Source organism: Primorskyibacter sedentarius (assembly GCF_004342065.1).
Taxonomy (GTDB): Bacteria; Pseudomonadota; Alphaproteobacteria; order Rhodobacterales; family Rhodobacteraceae; genus Primorskyibacter; species Primorskyibacter sedentarius.
The window spans coordinates 146,820-163,216 of record NZ_SLZU01000011.1; the positions used below are offsets into that span (position 1 = coordinate 146,820).

General features: G+C 57.5%; 16 protein-coding genes and 1 pseudogene. 6 read left to right on the forward strand and 11 right to left on the reverse strand.

Annotated features, from left to right (window positions below):
• The 6 genes from EDD52_RS15300 to EDD52_RS15325 all read right to left on the reverse strand — a co-directional run bounded on the left by EDD52_RS15300 (position 1) and on the right by EDD52_RS15325 (position 6,633).
• Positions 1–1,287, reverse strand: coding sequence for an ABC transporter substrate-binding protein (locus tag EDD52_RS15300; RefSeq protein ID WP_132246510.1), 1,287 nt, complete (start codon positions 1,285–1,287; stop codon positions 1–3).
• Between the two features lie 217 nt (positions 1,288–1,504).
• The gene (locus EDD52_RS15305; RefSeq protein ID WP_132246512.1) at positions 1,505–3,022 is read right to left on the reverse strand and encodes a sulfatase family protein; all 1,518 of its coding nucleotides are present in this window, start codon (positions 3,020–3,022) and stop codon (positions 1,505–1,507) included.
• Positions 3,023–3,042: 20 nt separating this feature from the next.
• Positions 3,043–4,011, reverse strand: a complete 969-nt coding sequence (locus EDD52_RS15310) for an aldo/keto reductase (protein ID WP_132246514.1) — start codon at positions 4,009–4,011, stop codon at positions 3,043–3,045.
• The gene (locus tag EDD52_RS15315; protein WP_132246516.1) at positions 4,004–5,128 is read right to left on the reverse strand and encodes a mannitol dehydrogenase family protein; all 1,125 of its coding nucleotides are present in this window, start codon (positions 5,126–5,128) and stop codon (positions 4,004–4,006) included. Before EDD52_RS15315 ends, EDD52_RS15310 begins: the two co-directional genes overlap by 8 nt.
• A gap of 3 nt (positions 5,129–5,131) precedes the next feature.
• Positions 5,132–6,349, reverse strand: a complete 1,218-nt coding sequence (locus EDD52_RS15320; protein ID WP_207906038.1) for a UxaA family hydrolase — start codon at positions 6,347–6,349, stop codon at positions 5,132–5,134.
• Positions 6,346–6,633: a UxaA family hydrolase gene (locus EDD52_RS15325; RefSeq protein WP_132246518.1), complete on the reverse strand. Its 288-nt coding sequence runs from the start codon at positions 6,631–6,633 to the stop codon at positions 6,346–6,348. The genes EDD52_RS15320 and EDD52_RS15325 overlap by 4 nt, the downstream gene beginning before the upstream one ends.
• Before the next feature lie 463 nt (positions 6,634–7,096).
• Between EDD52_RS15325 and EDD52_RS15330 the strand changes: the two genes are divergently transcribed.
• From EDD52_RS15330 to EDD52_RS15350, 5 genes and pseudogenes are all read left to right on the forward strand, one after another.
• Positions 7,097–8,122, forward strand: a complete 1,026-nt coding sequence (locus tag EDD52_RS15330) for a zinc-binding alcohol dehydrogenase family protein (protein WP_132246520.1) — start codon at positions 7,097–7,099, stop codon at positions 8,120–8,122.
• Between the two features lie 226 nt (positions 8,123–8,348).
• Positions 8,349–9,101: a GntR family transcriptional regulator gene (locus tag EDD52_RS15335; RefSeq protein WP_243651961.1), complete on the forward strand. Its 753-nt coding sequence runs from the start codon at positions 8,349–8,351 to the stop codon at positions 9,099–9,101.
• Positions 9,098–9,943 (forward strand): amidohydrolase family protein, encoded by an 846-nt coding sequence (locus EDD52_RS15340; RefSeq protein WP_132246524.1) that lies wholly within the window; start codon positions 9,098–9,100, stop codon positions 9,941–9,943. The genes EDD52_RS15335 and EDD52_RS15340 overlap by 4 nt, the downstream gene beginning before the upstream one ends.
• Positions 9,944–9,992: 49 nt before the next feature.
• On the forward strand, positions 9,993–10,421 hold the full coding sequence (locus EDD52_RS15345; protein ID WP_132246526.1) for an RbsD/FucU family protein: 429 nt from the start codon (positions 9,993–9,995) through the stop codon (positions 10,419–10,421).
• 84 nt (positions 10,422–10,505) lie between these two features.
• Positions 10,506–11,205, forward strand: a pseudogene (locus tag EDD52_RS15350) (IS6 family transposase).
• Between the two features lie 158 nt (positions 11,206–11,363).
• Here the strand turns inward: EDD52_RS15350 and EDD52_RS15355 are convergent.
• Positions 11,364–12,053 carry a hypothetical protein gene (locus tag EDD52_RS15355; RefSeq protein ID WP_132246528.1) on the reverse strand — a complete coding sequence of 230 codons (690 nt, stop codon included), beginning with the start codon at positions 12,051–12,053 and terminating at the stop codon, positions 11,364–11,366.
• A gap of 268 nt (positions 12,054–12,321) precedes the next feature.
• Positions 12,322–13,017: a hypothetical protein gene (locus EDD52_RS15360; RefSeq protein ID WP_132246530.1), complete on the reverse strand. Its 696-nt coding sequence runs from the start codon at positions 13,015–13,017 to the stop codon at positions 12,322–12,324.
• A gap of 23 nt (positions 13,018–13,040) precedes the next feature.
• Between EDD52_RS15360 and EDD52_RS15365 the strand changes: the two genes are divergently transcribed.
• A complete protein-coding gene (locus EDD52_RS15365) occupies positions 13,041–14,117 on the forward strand; it encodes a hypothetical protein (protein ID WP_132246532.1) in 1,077 nt (358 codons plus the stop codon).
• Here the strand turns inward: EDD52_RS15365 and EDD52_RS15370 are convergent.
• From EDD52_RS15370 to EDD52_RS15380, 3 genes are all read right to left on the reverse strand, one after another.
• Positions 14,114–14,680, reverse strand: coding sequence for a hypothetical protein (locus tag EDD52_RS15370; RefSeq protein ID WP_207906039.1), 567 nt, complete (start codon positions 14,678–14,680; stop codon positions 14,114–14,116). The genes EDD52_RS15365 and EDD52_RS15370 overlap by 4 nt on opposite strands.
• Positions 14,681–14,741: 61 nt before the next feature.
• Positions 14,742–15,359: a hypothetical protein gene (locus EDD52_RS15375; protein WP_132246536.1), complete on the reverse strand. Its 618-nt coding sequence runs from the start codon at positions 15,357–15,359 to the stop codon at positions 14,742–14,744.
• Positions 15,356–15,964: a hypothetical protein gene (locus EDD52_RS15380; RefSeq protein WP_132246538.1), complete on the reverse strand. Its 609-nt coding sequence runs from the start codon at positions 15,962–15,964 to the stop codon at positions 15,356–15,358. The genes EDD52_RS15375 and EDD52_RS15380 overlap by 4 nt, the downstream gene beginning before the upstream one ends.
• Positions 15,965–16,397: the final 433 nt, after the last annotated feature.

The window sequence follows — 16,397 nt, forward strand, 5'->3', positions numbered from 1 at the left end:
TCAGTAGGCGCCCTGTGCGACAAGCGCCAATTGTTGGGTCACAGCATCAATTGTTTCGTCGCTGGGATCTTGCAGGAACCGTTGCAAAGCGATGCGGTATTCGCCCCCAAGATCACCCGGCAGAAGGTCGCCGAGAACAAATTGCAGCTTATCCGCAGAGGTAACCTCGTTGACCGATTTCTGGATGACCGGATCGTAGATCGACGGGTCAACTTCGGTGCTGGGCGAGGCAAGTCCATATTCCGCCATGATCCCGGCAGCGTCAGCGGTCAGCATATACCCCATGAACGCCTCGGCGGCCTCGCGGTTCTCAACCGCGGAAAGCATGTTCAGTTCCTTGGCATCGACCATGGATTCTCGGTCATGCCCCATGTCGAAGGCCGGGAACTGAACGATGTTGAAATCCTCGCCCGGCGTTTCGCCGTATTCCTGTTTAGCGCGGGTGTTCAACCACATGCCCATGAGGACATAGGCGGCATCGCCGGTTTTCAGCGCCGCATCCACGGAGATGTCCCAATCAAGCGCCAGCATCGTGTTACCATCGTCGCAGCACCCGGACTGCAGCATCTCCTGCCACTTTGACAGGGCTGTCCTGACCTCGGGATCGGTCCATGAGGCTTCACCACTGGCCAGCCGGGTCATGTAGTCGGCGCCCGCCGTCCGTAGCAGCAGCGACTCGAACCATTCGGCATGCGCCCAAACCTTGGCGGGGACAGAAATCGGCGTGACCCCGGCCGCATTCAGGGCGCCAAACCCTGAGAGGAATTCTTCATAGGTCGCGGGGGGATCAATTTCCGCCTTCGCCATCGTGTCCGTCCGGTACCAGATGCCGCTACGATCACCGAACGTATATGTGACGCCGTAGTTTTCTTCGCCCACCGTGGACAGTGCCTGCCAGCTTTCGCCTAGCTTCTCACCCCATCCGTTGGACTCGTAAGATGCATCCAGCGGCAGGATCATCCCTGCTTCGATCAGTTCGGCGCGAAACGCGGGCCAAGTGTTGATCAGCAGATCCGCCTGCTCGCCACCCATCAGGACCGCCCGGATACCGCCCCGCGCGTCGCCAGAGGCCTGCGGGATGACGTTGCGGATTTCAACGCCCGGGTTCTTCGCTTCGAAATCTTCCTGAAGCTTTTCCATCATCTCGCCCTGGGCACCACCGAGCCAATTGATCATGACCAGTTCGCCGTCCAGCGCCAGTGCGGATCCGGCCGAACAGGCCAACCCCAGCAGCACCGCGGCACTGCCCAGAAGCGTGGTTCTCTTTGTCGTGTCCATCCGAAGCATGGTGTCCTCCCTTGATGATGGAATTGATGACCTCCTCAAGCCGGTGAAACCACGATTCGGATCTGCGGTTTCACCGGTAGCGCCTAAACCGTACGAGCAGTTTTCGGGCTTGCCAATTGTTTTTTTTCTTTTTTGAACATTATTTCTTGAAACTTCATTTATCATTTTTTTATTTTACTTTACAATGCTTTGCGTGATACTACTAAAGTAGAAAAGATCAATGCTGCGGAATATCACCGATCTCTTTCATCTTTATATCGAGCTCCGACAGCATCTGTGACTGCACATCCGCGTAACTCGAATCGCCGTACAGATTGAGCACTTCCAAAGGGTCCTTCAGACAGTCGAAAAGCTCCCATTCCGAGGGCTCGTCTCCCTGGTGGGCACCGGGCTGGTCAAGCGCGTCATTGTACCAGTAGATCAGCTTGTAACGCTGGTTTCGAATGCCATAATGGGCGAAGGCATTGTGGCTCTCGTCCTTGTGCATCCAATAGCGATGATAGACGATCTGCTGCCAGTCATCGGGCGTGTTACCTTCAAGGATCGGCCGAAAATCCCTGCCCTGCATATAGCTGGGAATGGTCGCACCGGCAAAGCTCAAAAGGGTCGGCGCGAAGTCGACATTGCAGACCAGATCATCACAGATGCTGCCCGGTTTGATCGCTTGCGGATAGCGGATCAAGAACGGCATCTGCAACGATTCCTCATACATGAAACGCTTGTCGAACCAACCGTGTTCACCCAGGAAAAAGCCCTGATCGGACGTGTAGATGACTATCGTGTTCTCGGCCTGCCCGGTGTCATCCAGCCAATCCAGCAGGCGACCGACCCCCTCGTCGATCGAGGCGACAGTTTGCAGGTAGCGTTTGAGGTAGCGCTGATATTTGAAATGATCGAGCTGCTCTTTCGTCTCGAACCGGAACTGTTCGCCAGTGTTCACATCCACCAGCGCCAATTTGCTGACATCCTCGGGATCGGGGATCTTGCGTCCGGGCTTGCCTTCGAAATGGATCACGCCCACTTCATCACCGCCTTCCGGCTGCGCAAGGCCCAGATCTTCGTATTCGAAGTCGGATCTTACCCGCATGCGTGCATCCCGTGCCGCACGCGCCCGCGTCTTGTAGTCATCATCAAACGTGTCAGGAACAGCGATGTCCTCGCCATCGAACTGATGCCGGTTCTTGGGGTGGGGCGCAAAATTGCGGTGCGGTGCCTTGTGATGGCACATCAGGAAGAACGGCTGATCCTTGCTTCCACCGTCCAACCAATCAAGACATTTGTCAGTGATCACATCGGTGACGTAGCCGGGCTCTCTGCCCTGCCCCTCCGGGCCGATGAACATGGGGTCGAAATAGTCGCCCTGCCCTGGCAACACGGACCAATGATCGAAGCCCGTGGGCTGATGCGCAGCGCCTTCGCCAAGGTGCCACTTGCCGATCATCGCGGTCCGGTAGCCGACCTGCTGGAGATGCTTCGCCAGATGCGGGGCGCGATTGTTCAGCCCGGTTTCAAGGGTGGTCACCCCGTTCACGTGATTATACGTCCCGGTCAGGATCGCGGCACGGCTGGGGGTGCAAATTGAATTGGTGACGTAGCAATGGTTCAGCCGCTTCCCTTCGTTACCGAGCCGGTCGATATTGGGAGTGCTGTTCAGCCCGTGACCGTAATGGCTGATGGCCTTGGCCGCGTGGTCGTCTGCCATGATGAAGATGATATTGGGTTGTTGGGCGGGCATAGGTCGGACACTCCTGAAAATCAGAAAAGGGCATCAGCGAGAGGCGCGGGAAAGTCCGCATCCAACGCATCAAGATTGCGGGCGAGAGAGCTGGGCCTGGCAGTCCCAATAAGTACGCTGGCGACGCCGGGGCGTGTCAGCCCAAATTGCAAGGCCGCAGTGGCAAGCGGTATGTCCTGCGCCTCGCACTGCGATTGCAGATCGCGCACGCGTTGCTCGATATGGTCAGGTGCGGGGCGATAGTCGTAATGCGCCCCGTCGACGGCCCCGGTGGCAAGAATGCCGGAGTTGAATATCCCGCCCAGAACAAGACTTGTGTCGCGCAGATGGCACAGTGGAACCAGTTCGGCCTCGGCGCTCCGGTCAAGCAACGTCCACCTCCCGGCAAGCAGGATCGCATCCAAATCGTGGTTCTTCAGAACGTCCAGACAGACCTGAGTTTCATTCACGCCAAGTCCAATCGCCCCGATCCGACCTTTGGCCTTTAGGGACTGAAGTTCCGCCAGACCCGTGTCCAGCAGGTCACCCATGTGATGATCATTTTCGGTGCCATGGGTCAGCTCTCCGATGTCATGGACATAGACAATATCAACCCTGTCGGTCTTCAACCTTGAACAGCTGCCCTCAAAGCTTTCCCTGATGCCGTTGCTGGAATAGTCGTAATACGCGGCATTGGGCAGCGGCGCGATGAAGCCGTCGGCCTGCTCCATTGCCGGGCCGGGCCGCAACACCCGCCCGACCTTCGTCGACAAGGTGAAGGCGCCGCGCGATTTGCTTTCCAAAAAGCTGCCAAGTCGTTCTTCAGAGAGCCCACGACCGTAATGCGGCGCGGTGTCAAAATACCGAATGCCCCGAGCCCACGCATAGGACAAAAGCGCCTGCGCATCGTCGGGCGAGACCTCGGCATAAAGATTGGCGATGGCGCTGCACCCAAGCGAGAGGGCGCTGACCATGACATCCGTCTTTCCAATCCTGCGCGTTTCAAGCATCTGTCTTCATCTCTTCAAATAACCCTGTCAGCAGCGGCTTTCGAGTAGTGTCTCCATTGTTGTTTGCCCATTCGAGAAATCCGCCAATGCGGCGCGCGACCTTCTCGGCATGGTTCTGGGCGATGTCCGATAGGAGATGATCCAAAAACGGGTTCCGATAACGCTGAAGCGTTGTTTCGACATAGGCCGCAGCCTCGTCCCCAAGCCCGGCCACCGCAAAAGCAGGCAGAACTTCATCTTCATAGACTCGCAGCAAACCATCGCAGACCTCTTGCTGATCCAGCAACGCCGCGACCGTGTCCGGCGGCCTGTGCATCTGCTGCCATTCAGAAACCAGCCATGTGTGTCCGAGGTTCAGAATGAAAAGCTTCAACGCCTCGATCGCGTCCAAATCCTCGACCAATTGTACAGCAGGGTGACGGCAGGGCGGGATGAGACCTTCGGCCTTTTCTATCGCCCAGAGCGCATAGGGCTCTGCCACCGCCCCTGCAGGCTCAATGGGTTCCGACACGATGCGATCGACCAAAGAATTGGCCCAGATCACATCGTTCGCCAACCACTCGCGGTAGGCTTCAGGCGCACCGGCAGCCAGTTCGAGCACACGAGCCTGAAGGACCCTCCCGTTGCGTCGCACCAGTTCAAGCGGCAACACTGTCAATGGCCGCCCAGACGAGTCAAACCGGGCGCGCAGCAGCAGCTGCAGCTTGGCCGGGTAAGCCATCGCCTGCTCAAACTCCGGCTGTTCATCGGCGGGCTGTGGGGCGAACCCGCGGTCGCCGGTATTGGACAGCACGAACTCTGCCTCTTCACAAAAAACCTTTTCCAAAGCGGCCCAACCGGTCGCAGTAGACATCGTTCTGGTAACGCTGCTCACCTGCTGAACCCGGTCGATAATGCGACCATCTTCAAGCCCGCGGATACGTACCGGATAGCCACCTGACGCCGCCAAAGCAGACAGACGAGCAGCGCGGGCAGGATCGCCGGAACTTTGTACGACGGTGATCGGCCCAGCCGCCCGACCGTCGCGCTGCGCTTCATCGACGAAGAGATCAGCATGAGCTTGCAAAAACCGGCTGGTGCCGAATTGGATGATCGGGGTTGAGGTCGCAGTGTTCATCCTTCAGGCCGCCGCGACATTCGGAAGGCAGGCGGGGCCAAGCGGATCGAAGCTCTTGTAAGTCAGGACAAACTCCTGGTGGCCCAGCCGTTCCGAAGCTGTTTGTCCGGCCTGTCCAAGCGCGATCACCTTGTCGCGGATTTCGGTGCCGACATCTTCAAGAGACGCGTTTTCGGAAAGGATGCGACCCGCATTCACGTCCATATCCTCAGGCATCCGCGCAAATGTTTCGGGATTGGCGCAAACCTTCAGCACCGGAGAGATCGCAGAACCCACAACCGACCCACGCCCGGTCACGAAGATCACCGCATGTGCACCGCAGGATATCAGCTCAATGATTTCGGCATTGTCATTAATGTTCGGAAATCCGAAACGCGGAGGCCCGTCCGGCACCACGTCCAGCAGGTAGAGCCCTTGCTTCGGTGGCACGATGCAGGGCTTGACGATCCCCTGGATACACGCACTGCCCGATTTCGCATATGCGCCCATCGACTTCTCTTCGATGGTGGTAAGCCCGCCTTCTGCGTTTCCTTGCGAGAACGAGCCATAGCCCATGTCCGCATAATAGCGCGCAGCCTTCTTAACCGACCCAACGAGTTCATTGGCCAGTGCCGGGTTCGCCGCTCGCTCGGCTATGATATGCTCACACCCGATCAATTCGCCCGTTTCTTCAAAGATGCATGTCGCTCCTTCAGCGAGCAGCATATCGAAGGCCCTGCCCGCCGCTGGGTTTCCCGCAATGCCAGACGTGGCATCGGACCCCCCGCAAATCGTACCAATGATCAATTCAGACGGGACCATGTCCACCGTCGGCGCATCAATCAGGTAGGAAAGCGTCTTGCTTACCCAGTCACGCCCAAGCCGCACGCTCGCTTCGGTCCCACCGGAATGCTGAATTGTCAGCAACTCGACAGGTCGCCCAGTGGCCTCGATATGCCGGAAAAGTTGTCCCTTGCGGAAATTCTCGCAGCCCAGCGACACCAACAGCACGCCGCCGACATTCGGGTGGGTGCAAAGAGTCTCCATCATCCGCTGCGAGTAGTCGTTCGGAAAGCAGCCCGGAAACCCGATGACATGGACATCCATCCCCTCGAACGGACGCACGATCTGTCGGGCAACGTGATGTGCGCATTCGACGAGATAGGTGACAACTACCGTGTTACGAATACCCTTGCGGCCGTCACTTCGGCGCCACGCATGCATTGCCCCCGGCTTGGTCATTGGCCTGTCTCCATGTCTTCGATTTGCGTGTAACGGCTTTCGAGGTTGTGCAGATGCACATGAGCGCCAGCCGGGATTTCGGATTTCGCCAGCCCGATGCAAACGCCGTATTTCAGCACCATTTCTCCCTTCCGTATCTCTCTGATCGCCACCTTGTGCCCCATGGAAAGGCTGTCAGATACGACAAGCGACCTGTCGCGAACCACCTGCCGCACCCCCTTTTCCACTGCATTTTTCAACACTCCGACATTGTCATCCGAATGTAGAATTAGAAGTTCGTTCAAAGATTTGACCTCCAGAATCAAGGCGCGTTACGGCGTATGATATGTACAATATATAAAAAGAACACTTGACGGAACGCAATAGTGTTTTTAAGGCAATATAAACATTTATTGCAGCGAAGGGACCTTCTGTGCGCATCATGCAACAATTCGAACACCCGTAAGGCATAGCTCAATTTGCACTGTCGCGTCATGAGTCTGAAAGCTGCGGGGGCGACGGTCATTCATAGGCTGGCGTTTTCTGTGCAAGGCTTTCCCGCCATGTGCAAAACCGCAATATGTGCCGTATTTCCAAGCTATGGTCACGCAAACCCCCGAGCGGATCAATGCGCCCGACCGGATGATTGGCAAATGCCACACGATGCAGCCCTTGGACGTTGCGATGCACAACCCGCCCGCCCCCGATCACCCGCCTCGCGGTCAGACACGGCACGTCGAAGACGCAAACTGAAAGTCAGGAATAATCATGCAAGCTCTGGTCATCACCAATATCGGACAAACCGAAATCCGAGAGGTCGAAGCACCCTCCCCAGGACGGGACGAGGTGCTCTTGTCAGTGCAGCATGTTGGACTTTGCGGATCGGACCTCAACACCTATTCTGGCCTCAATCCTCTGGTGCAACTGCCCCGCATTCCCGGCCACGAAATTGGTGGTGAGATACTTGAACGCGGCGCGAACGTACCGGAAACCTTTCAGGTCGGCGCGACGGCGATTGTCATCCCCTACACGACCTGTGGCGAATGTTCGGCCTGCCTTGCCGGGCGGCAGAACGCCTGCCGTTACAATCGCACGCTGGGTGTGCAGCAGGACGGGGGCATGTCGAACCTGTTGGTTGTCAGGCATGATCGCCTTATCCTGAATAACACACTCACATCTCCCCACCGGGCGTTGGTGGAGCCCCTGTCCGTCGGCTTCCATGCAGTCGCCCGAGGGCGTGTAACCGCTGACGACACCGTTGTTGTACTTGGTGGTGGAATGATCGGCGTAGGCGCGATGTTGGGCGCTCTGGCGCGCGGAGCCCGCGTTCTGGCGGTCGAAGTCAGCGAGTCAAAACGACAGACCTTGCTGGACTTGGGCGTCTCTGAAGTGCTCAACCCCACCCGATGTAACCTTGCCGACGAGGTGATGCGCCTTACCGGCGACCATGGCACCAACGTCGTGATAGAAGCTGTCGGCCTGCCAGAAACCTTCCGCAGCGCGATTGACCTTGTCTGTTTTGCGGGCCGTGTCGTCTATGTTGGCTATGCAAAGCAGGACGTCAGTTACAACACCTCTTTGTTCAACCTCAAGGAATTGGACATCATGGGCTCGCGCAATGCGACCCGCGCCGATTTCAACGAGGTCATCGCTTTCCTGGAAGCCAATCCAACAATCGGAGACCGGCTGATCTCCCGGATTTTTCCATGGGCCGAAGCGCAAGGATCTTTTGAGTATTGGCAAGATCACAGGAACGAAACCTTCAAGGTCATGATCTCGCTTGAGGGCCAATGACTGCTCAACCATCAGGACTTGGCGTATCGCGGACCGAACGGTAACCTGTCGAACAATCCAATAAAGACACAAGGATCGAAGCACCGTGTCCCGTACCAACAGCGTTTACAAGGAAACCTACAACCGGTGTCTCGATTTCATCAAGGAACTCGGGCCAAGATCCAACCTGCCCCCTGAAACAACGCTTGCCGAAAAATGGCACATAAGCCGCACGACTGTTCGATCAGTGCTGGAACATCTCGACGAGGCACAGATTATCCACTGGGAAGGCCGCGACAAGCAGGTTCTTCGCAAGCCCCGCAAGTCTGACTATTTTGCCGTGGAAGAGACGCGCTCGGCAGGAAAGAGGGTCGAGACGGCCTTTATGGAGTACGTGCTTGGCGGGGATCTGGCCCCCGGTACGATCCTGCGCGAGGCCGAGCTTGTTCGCGAATTTGGCATTAGTACCTCGGCGGTTCGTGAGTTCCTGATCCGGTTTTCCCGCTTCGGGTTGATCGAAAAAAAACCTAACCGCCATTGGGTTCTGAACGGTTTCACCCGAGAATTCGCGATAGAGCTGTTCGACGTGCGTGAGATGTTCGAACTGCGCGCCTTCAATTCATTTTTTGATGCCTGGCCATCCCCGGAGGCGCAGGCGCAACTTGCGAAGCTTGAACAGGAACATCTGGAAATCCTTGACGATATGGATGCCAACTATCTTCGGTTCCCCAATCTTGATGAACGGTTTCACCGCATGTTTACGAACAAACTGCACAATCGTTTCGTCGATGATTTCTACGAACTCGTGGCGATGATCTTCCACTTTCACTATCGCTGGAGGAAAACTGACGAGCGTGAACGCAACGAGGTGGCGGCAGAGGAGCACCTGAAGGTCATTCAATCCATCCTGGCGAGCGATCGGACCAAGGCAGAAGACGCGCTGAAAGCCCACTTGCAATCCGCGCGGCGGACGTTGCTGAACTCGGTAGTCTGGGAATGAGGACTGTCATTGACGCACATCACCATTTCTGGCGCATTGATCGCGGTGTGAACGATTGGATCACCGACGAAATTTCCGGCGTCCGGCGCGACTACCTGCCCGAGCATTTGGCGCCGTATCTGGCGCATCTTGGTATCGACGGCACCGTATTGGTTCAGGCAAGCGAAACTTGGTGTGAAAATGCCTTCATGATTGCCGAGGCCGAAGCGAGTGGGTTTGTGAAAGCAGTTGTTGGCTGGGTGGATCTGGCTGCACCCGAGGCGATAGAACAGATTGAAGAACTGGCCCGTCATCCCATCGTCAAGGGCATTCGTCCGGTGCTGCAAGGCATCGCTGAGGACGAATGGATCCTGCGCCCAGCGGTAGTGAAGGCACTGTCACGGCTGGCACCCCTCGGGCTGCGCTTTGACGCGCTGATCCAGCCGCGCCATCTGCCGGTGATTGACCGCCTTGCAAAGGCACTTCCTGACCTGCCGATTGTCGTGGATCACGCTGCGAAACCGGTCATCAGAGGGGGTGCAGCCCCAAGTGCCAACTGGCGGGATGGCATGGAAAGTCTTGCTCGCCATCCACAGGTTTATTGCAAGATTTCGGGGCTGGTGACGGAAGCCGGACTCGGGTGGCGGAAAGGAACGCTCCGCCCGGTCTCGGAGCATGTGATCGGGTCATTCGGGCCGTCGCGCGTCATGTGGGGCAGCGATTGGCCGGTGTTGGAGCTTGATGGTTCCTACCCGCAATGGTTTTCTTGCACGGGTGATCTGATTGCCGGTCGGAGCGCCGACGAACGTGCCGACATCATGGGTGGGACCGCCCAAAGGTTTTACGGGATCGGGGATCCCTAACCCTGCGCCCGCCCGGACAGACTCATGAATTGAAGAAAGGTGCTGCCACATGCTTATCGGAATCAACCCCATCCTCTCGCCTGATCTTCTCAGAACGCTTCGGGCGATGGGACACGGCGACGAAATCGTCATTGCTGACGCGAACTTTCCAGCCGAGGCCTGCGCCCGTACTTTGCACCGGGTCGACGGGATCGAGGCGCCACGCCTCCTTGAGGCGATCCTCGGGGTCATGCCGCTGGATACTTTCGGCGAGAACCCGGCAAATGTGATGGCGGTGGTCGGCAACCCGGATGAGATCCCGCCAGTGGTTGCCATCTTCCAGTCCACCATTGATGAGACCGCCGACGCCCCCGCTCAACTAAGCTCGATCGAGCGGTTCAACTTCTACGACCGGGCCAAACAGGCATTTGCAATCGTTCAAACTGGCGAAAGACGGCTCTACGGCAACATCATTTTGCGCAAAGGCGTCGTCAAATAGGTCGGTTACATTAATGACCGGGGGTGTTGTCACGTAAACTCGGCGTCGGTTGTCGGTGTGCCGACATCAGCGTAATTGAAATGCATGATCCAACCCTCCATCAACTACAAACGCCACCGCTTCCGGCCAGAGATCATCGCTCACGCGGTCTGGCTGTACGTCCGTTTCAATCTGAGCCTGCGCGAGGTCGAGGAGATGATGCTGAAACGTGGCATCGATGTTTCCTACGAAACGGTCCGCCGGTGGACCCGCAAGTTCGGATCGCTGATTACGCACAACTTACGCCCCCGACAGGCCCGCCCCGGCGATGTTTGGCATCTGGATGAAGTCGTGGTGAAGATCGCGGACCGGTCATTCTGGCTCTGGCGTGCCGTCGATCAGGACGGTGTTGTTTTGGATGAAATCCTCCAGCCCCGGCGGGACGAGCGCGCGGCAAAGCAGCTCTTGGTCAGGCTGATGAAACGCTGGGGCTTCGTGCCCAGACGGATCATCACAGACAAGCTGCTCCTACGGCACAGCGAAGCGAGCTGTCGCCCCCGGCCTTGATCACTGGTCCCACAAAGGGCTCAAAAACCGCGCCAAGAACAGCCATTTGCCGTTGAGGAAAAGAGAACGGACGATGCAGCGTTTCCGATCACCAGGGGGATTGCAACGCTTCGTCTCCATGCACTCCGCAACCCGCAATTTCTTCTCCGCCCCAGCCCGCCGCCGCGCAGATCTTATGATCCGTTACCACCGGCTGGAAGCATTCGAGGTATGGAAAATCGCGGCCAACGTCGCTTGATGTGAAATCGGCACACCAACCTGAAGACTGGTTGAGCTAATGTGACAACACCGGCAAAAGCTGGGGGTTCTGCCCACTCCAGTCGATCAGTGCCCGCTTCTGATCCGGAAGCCTTTGTTTTGGCAGGACGCCTAGAGTGTATGCGGGAACGCCGCTGATCAATTGCGGGATCGCAGGAACTCGTAGAATGCAATAAGGCCGAGGATCAGCGAGGCAAGAAAGGTCAGGATGGGGTCGGCAAGCAGGACATTTGTGATCGAGGGCCGCACCGTCGGACCCTCTGTCGAATAATAGGCGATCTTCAACACCATTGGACCCGCATCCGAAATTCCCGTCACCCGAAGCAGAGAGGACCCAGGATCGGGGATTGAGACGGTCAGGCGGGTTTCCGGCGCCGGCTTTTCAAGCGGATCCTGCACGTCGCTACCTCGTTCGGCGAAATAGACTGTCGCTCCGGACAATAGCTTGCCTTCCCGCACCACTCGCCATTCACCGTCCAGCAACGCCGCGGGAGTCGGACCTGTGAACTGGTAGCTCCCTGTGGTGATCGTGGGAAAGTCCGTTTCGCTCTGGCTGGCGCCGATCAAGGCCCGGCCGGTCATCGGGAGGGTGCCGAAAGCGGGGATCGCGCGCGCGTCAAGGATGACACCGCCACCGACAAGCAGACCGGCCTCGGCTTCGGCATAGGCGGTCGGCACATCGACTACCCGCAGCGCGACAAGACCAGGGCGCGCGGTCAGCACGACTTTCGTGCCCGCCGGCAGGGTCAGATTGTAGTTCTCGCGCCCGATATTTTCCTCGTCGTTCTGCGGGCGTGTCTGCACCTGTTCATCTTCCGGGGGGGTCAATGCGTGTGTCCGGCGGCTGCACCCATAGGGCGCCCCGCGCGCCACTGGGGCGTCGTCGTCTTGCTGCCGACGGCAAACGATAGCGTTCTCAAAGAACTTGCCGTTCAATTCGCGGGTCAGAACCAGCTGCAGCGTTCCCGTGGTGGCCTCGACTACCGCGCTACGCGTTATGTAGCGGTCGTAAAGAAGGTCACAAAAGATCGCGACAAGCACTATCGCCGCAAACACAACCGCCTTAATCAGGCATCTGGCCCTTGGCCGCCCGGACTTATTCACCGACATAGGGCGGCAGGACAGATAGTTCGAAATCCTCTTCGGTATTGCCCCGCGCAATGAAGAATGTGAGGTTGGCTGCCCCCGCTTGGGGCAGTTTATTTAGCGGCACATCGCAGCGCGCAGTGTATTTCAACCCGTCAAGTTCGGTCACGTCATCGCAATCCGTGAACTGGTCGCGCCCCCGCCCCCACGCCACATCGACGGGATTACCGGCGGCATTGACGAACACGCGCAACATATCCGATGCCGCCCCGCCTTCGTTCAGCGAGAGGACCGGAACCGCGACGGCATTGCGGCTGCCACAGGGGCCGGTCTTGACCAGAGCCGCTACTGGTTCCTCGGACAGGATGTCCGGACCTTCGCCACCATACGGAAAAATCGCGTCGGGCTTCTGGTAATGCTGCGGGATGAGGTAGGTGTTTTCGGCCTCGTAGCGCCCGTCCTTAGTCACGATCCTGACGCAGACCTGCGCCTCGGCGTCGCTTGCCATCCAGTGGTTGCCGGTCGTCACCGTCGGCCCCCCCGGCGAGGATGAATCTTCGGTCAGCATCACACCCAATACGATATCCCCCGACACCCGGGCGTTTTCGGACACCGTTTCATTGAAATCTTTCCCGGCCCATCTGATCTCCTGTGCGAAAACCGTGGCGGGCAGAAGCGTAACGCATAGAATAACAGAAATACGCACTTATACGGATCCGAGTCGAAAAAATGATTTTTAGAAATAGTATCGCCGCTGGCCTGATTTGGCTAGCTTTTGCATCGCTTGCTGAAGCCAAGGTCGTCGGGGTCGAGAACGGGACCGGCTCTGGTTTCCTCTATACCCATCGTGGAAATTGCTTTGTCATCATGCCAAGCCATGTCCATGGTCGGTTCAACACCAACATCCCCATTGATGGCTACCAATCCGGTACTATCGGATCCGCCGATATCGTCTATCGCGCGCCGAGGCTGTCTGATATTTCGCTTGGTCTGGTCAAGGGAGCCGTGACCGAGGATTGCGGACCGGACTGGTCCGCCCTGCCCAGAACCCTGACCGACGAATTGGACGTCGGCCGGGTCGGGATCATCGAACGGGCGCGACAGCAGTCGGTTGAAGGTCGCCGTGTGCAGCTTCACAGCAAGGAATTCGCAAGGATCCGGCTTGTCCCGACCCCGGAGGAGCAGCCCGATCTTTTCGGAGGCACCAGTGGCGCGACTGTCTTCATGGACGGGACCCCGGTTGGAATGGTGCTACAGGCCGAGACCGCCGACGCGGCCTGGGCGCTGCGGATGGACGAGATCGTCAACATGCTAGGCCGGTTTATGGGCGAGGTTCCCCCAAAGGCGAATTGCGAGCAGGGCGTGCTTTCGGCAGCGTGCGACGCGCCTGTGGTGCCCGCCGAGGGCGCCCCCTACGAGGTGCTCGCCTGGTCGGCCCACCCTGTCGGCGGCGCGGCGGACCCCTCCGCGATCGCCAGCGGCGAGGGTCCCTATATTGCGCCCTTGTCTCCGCATGAGCCTGTGGTGCTGGACCTCTTGCTGACAGACACTGACCGCTTGCGGCGCATCCGTATACTGTCCGAGCCGGGCGAAGACACGGCAGTACCCAAGGATATCGAGATCGTCACCGATGTCTCGGCAGAAGGGCGCAGCCGCCCAAACCCAATGCCGCGTCGCGACATGTCGCCTGACGGGCGGTACGACAACAGGGTCGGCGAACGCTTCGCCAAGCGCGTGACGATCCGCATTACGTCGTCTTGGGGAGGTGGGTCGCCGATCCGTATTGACCGAATTGTGATCGACTAGGCGCCAAGGTCAACGACCACGCGGGTCGGGATGTTGAAAACAAACCGTTCACCGACAAGCTGTCCTGCCACATCGAGCATCAGGGGCGTCCAGCCGCCATGAGTGTTGAATGTGATTTCGCCGGAATTGATGCGGAAGACACAGTAAGTCTTTGTGTTCGTCCAGCAGCGTTTCTCTTCCGAATAGCCTGAAATCTGGATCGGCATCCGCGCGGTGCCATCAATCTCTATCGCGCCGTCCAGACGTTCTGCAGTTTGTCTCCATCCCCCCGATTTGGCACCTTCCTCGGAATACCAGCGCGTTACGAGGATCGGCTTGGAGTTGAAAATTGCCTCGACTGCGGCAAGTTGTACGTCGTGGTTCGTGCTGGACAGACCGTGCGAAATGGCCACTTTCCGTTGCCGGTCGTCGCCCTTTTCGATCAACAGCTGCATCGCCGCCATAGCGCGGTCGGGGTTCTCGTCATTTAGTCTGAGACGGATTGCTTCCTGCTGATCTTCCTTTCCTTCCATTGCCTGATCGAGTTCGTCGAGGCTTACCTGAGCCGTGACTGCCGTGGCCATACAAATCGCGGCCACCGCGAGACCGTAAAAACAGTTCTTCAAATCTGATACTCCCAAATCTCTATTCGTATAGTTCGATTACTCCCTTGGCGAGATTGCCAGTGATCGTTTGCTGACCCTCCAATTCGCCTTTGGAATTCAGAGTATAGCTGCCCCAGGTGCCGCCGAACAAAATGCTGACTACTTCCCCGCGCATCATCGCCAGGCATGGGGTGTAGACGCCCTGCTTATATGTCCAGCACTCTTCCTCATCATCAAAGCCCGCGATGTTCCGAGTGACTTCCGAAGTTCCGTCCTCGGCAACGATTCCGCCCGCCTGTGCAATCGTCCGGGCATAATAGCCGTCCGGTTCTTCCGATACGGGGTCAAACGTAATCACGATCGTCGGTTCCGAATCCAGAATGGCCCGCACAGTGGTGGCCCGGATCGCGCTGTCGGTGCTTTGCAATCCATGCCGGATAGCCATACGGCGTTGATCGGCGTCCCCCTTGACGATCAACAGCTTGAGGATGGCCAGCGCCCGTTCGGGATCTGGATCGTTCAGCCGGTCCTGAAAAGCCTGCAACTCGGTATTTCGATTGTTCATTACGTCGTCGGCCTCTTCGAGCGTCACCTGCGCTGCTGCGGATGTGGCCACCGTGACGATCAGGACTGAAAAAAGTTTGGAAAAATGTTTCATCGGAATGTGATCCTTGCGGGATAAGTCGATTTGCTGCTGAGGTCCATTACGGTCCCCGAAAGTTCTCCGGATCCGTTCAATTCGAACTGCCCGGAAATACCCGGTGCTGCGTTGTATACGATGTCAACGATGAGGCCCGAAGCAGTCAGATTTCTTCCTACGTAGCAGTCGCTTTTCGAAGAAAGATTTATGCATTGACTGTCCGGAAATTTCTGCTGCAAGGACCAGGTCTGAAATGCGCCGTACCACTCCTTGACAGCGGCCTTGCGATCATCAGCAAGTTCGTCGACTTCAATCTCGATGGTCAGGGCGTCGCGCCGCGATAGGGCCTCCCAAAGCGCGCGAGCACGCAGGCGGCTGTCTGTCGCAGAAATCCCTGTGTTAACGGCAACCTCAATCATCGTTGCGTCGCCGGTTTCGATCATGGCGTCAAATGCAGCAAGGGACCGGTTTCCGTCAGTGCCCTGCAAAATGTCGATCAGCGCCTCATACTGAGTGCTGCGTTTGTCGATGCCCGCTATTAGTGCATCGATGTCGATTGACTGCGCCGCAGCGACGCCTGCTGTACCGAATAGAAGGGCGGCTGTCAGAAGGATCCGTTTCATGTTTATTTCCTTATGTCCATCGTCAGGGATTTTGGGCCACTCCGCCCCCTGAATCAAAAGAGTTACTGGCCCATCCAGACCTTTTGATTATGAGGCGGTTTTTCGACGAAGCAAGCGCAGGGTTTTGAAAGTCTTTCGTTTATTATTTCTCGCTCTTTCAGAATGATCTGGCCGCGCCCGGAGTAGGAGTCAGTCGGCGTGAGGTTCTGCAGTATCTCGTGACAGCTCTGGTGATTTTTGGTCTTGCCACGGTTTCGTTCCGGTCTCTCAACTCTTTTAGCAACTGTATCTCTCAAGCGGCTTTTGGTACCCATTCCTGACGTCGCTTGCACCTAGCGTTGAACCGCGCCGGGTTTGCCGGAGGCTGATTTGTCTTAGTTACGCGGCCATATCTGATCTTTTCAGAGCAGCATAGAAGTTTGCCTCTGCTTCG

Excerpts from the sequence above, each read along its gene's own strand:
- EDD52_RS15380 (WP_132246538.1), bottom strand. The coding sequence starts at position 15,964 with ATGAAACGGATCCTTCTGACAGCCGCCCTTCTATTCGGTACAGCAGGC.
- EDD52_RS15340 (WP_132246524.1), top strand. The coding sequence starts at position 9,098 with ATGAGGACTGTCATTGACGCACATCACCATTTCTGGCGCATTGATCGC.
- EDD52_RS15345 (WP_132246526.1), top strand. The coding sequence starts at position 9,993 with ATGCTTATCGGAATCAACCCCATCCTCTCGCCTGATCTTCTCAGAACG.
- EDD52_RS15310 (WP_132246514.1), bottom strand. The coding sequence starts at position 4,011 with ATGCTTGAAACGCGCAGGATTGGAAAGACGGATGTCATGGTCAGCGCC.
- EDD52_RS15365 (WP_132246532.1), top strand. The coding sequence starts at position 13,041 with ATGATTTTTAGAAATAGTATCGCCGCTGGCCTGATTTGGCTAGCTTTT.
- EDD52_RS15315 (WP_132246516.1), bottom strand. The coding sequence starts at position 5,128 with ATGAACACTGCGACCTCAACCCCGATCATCCAATTCGGCACCAGCCGG.
- EDD52_RS15305 (WP_132246512.1), bottom strand. The coding sequence starts at position 3,022 with ATGCCCGCCCAACAACCCAATATCATCTTCATCATGGCAGACGACCAC.
- EDD52_RS15320 (WP_207906038.1), bottom strand. The coding sequence starts at position 6,349 with ATGACCAAGCCGGGGGCAATGCATGCGTGGCGCCGAAGTGACGGCCGC.
- EDD52_RS15330 (WP_132246520.1), top strand. The coding sequence starts at position 7,097 with ATGCAAGCTCTGGTCATCACCAATATCGGACAAACCGAAATCCGAGAG.
- EDD52_RS15370 (WP_207906039.1), bottom strand. The coding sequence starts at position 14,680 with ATGGCCACGGCAGTCACGGCTCAGGTAAGCCTCGACGAACTCGATCAG.
- EDD52_RS15300 (WP_132246510.1), bottom strand. The coding sequence starts at position 1,287 with ATGCTTCGGATGGACACGACAAAGAGAACCACGCTTCTGGGCAGTGCC.
- EDD52_RS15375 (WP_132246536.1), bottom strand. The coding sequence starts at position 15,359 with ATGAAACATTTTTCCAAACTTTTTTCAGTCCTGATCGTCACGGTGGCC.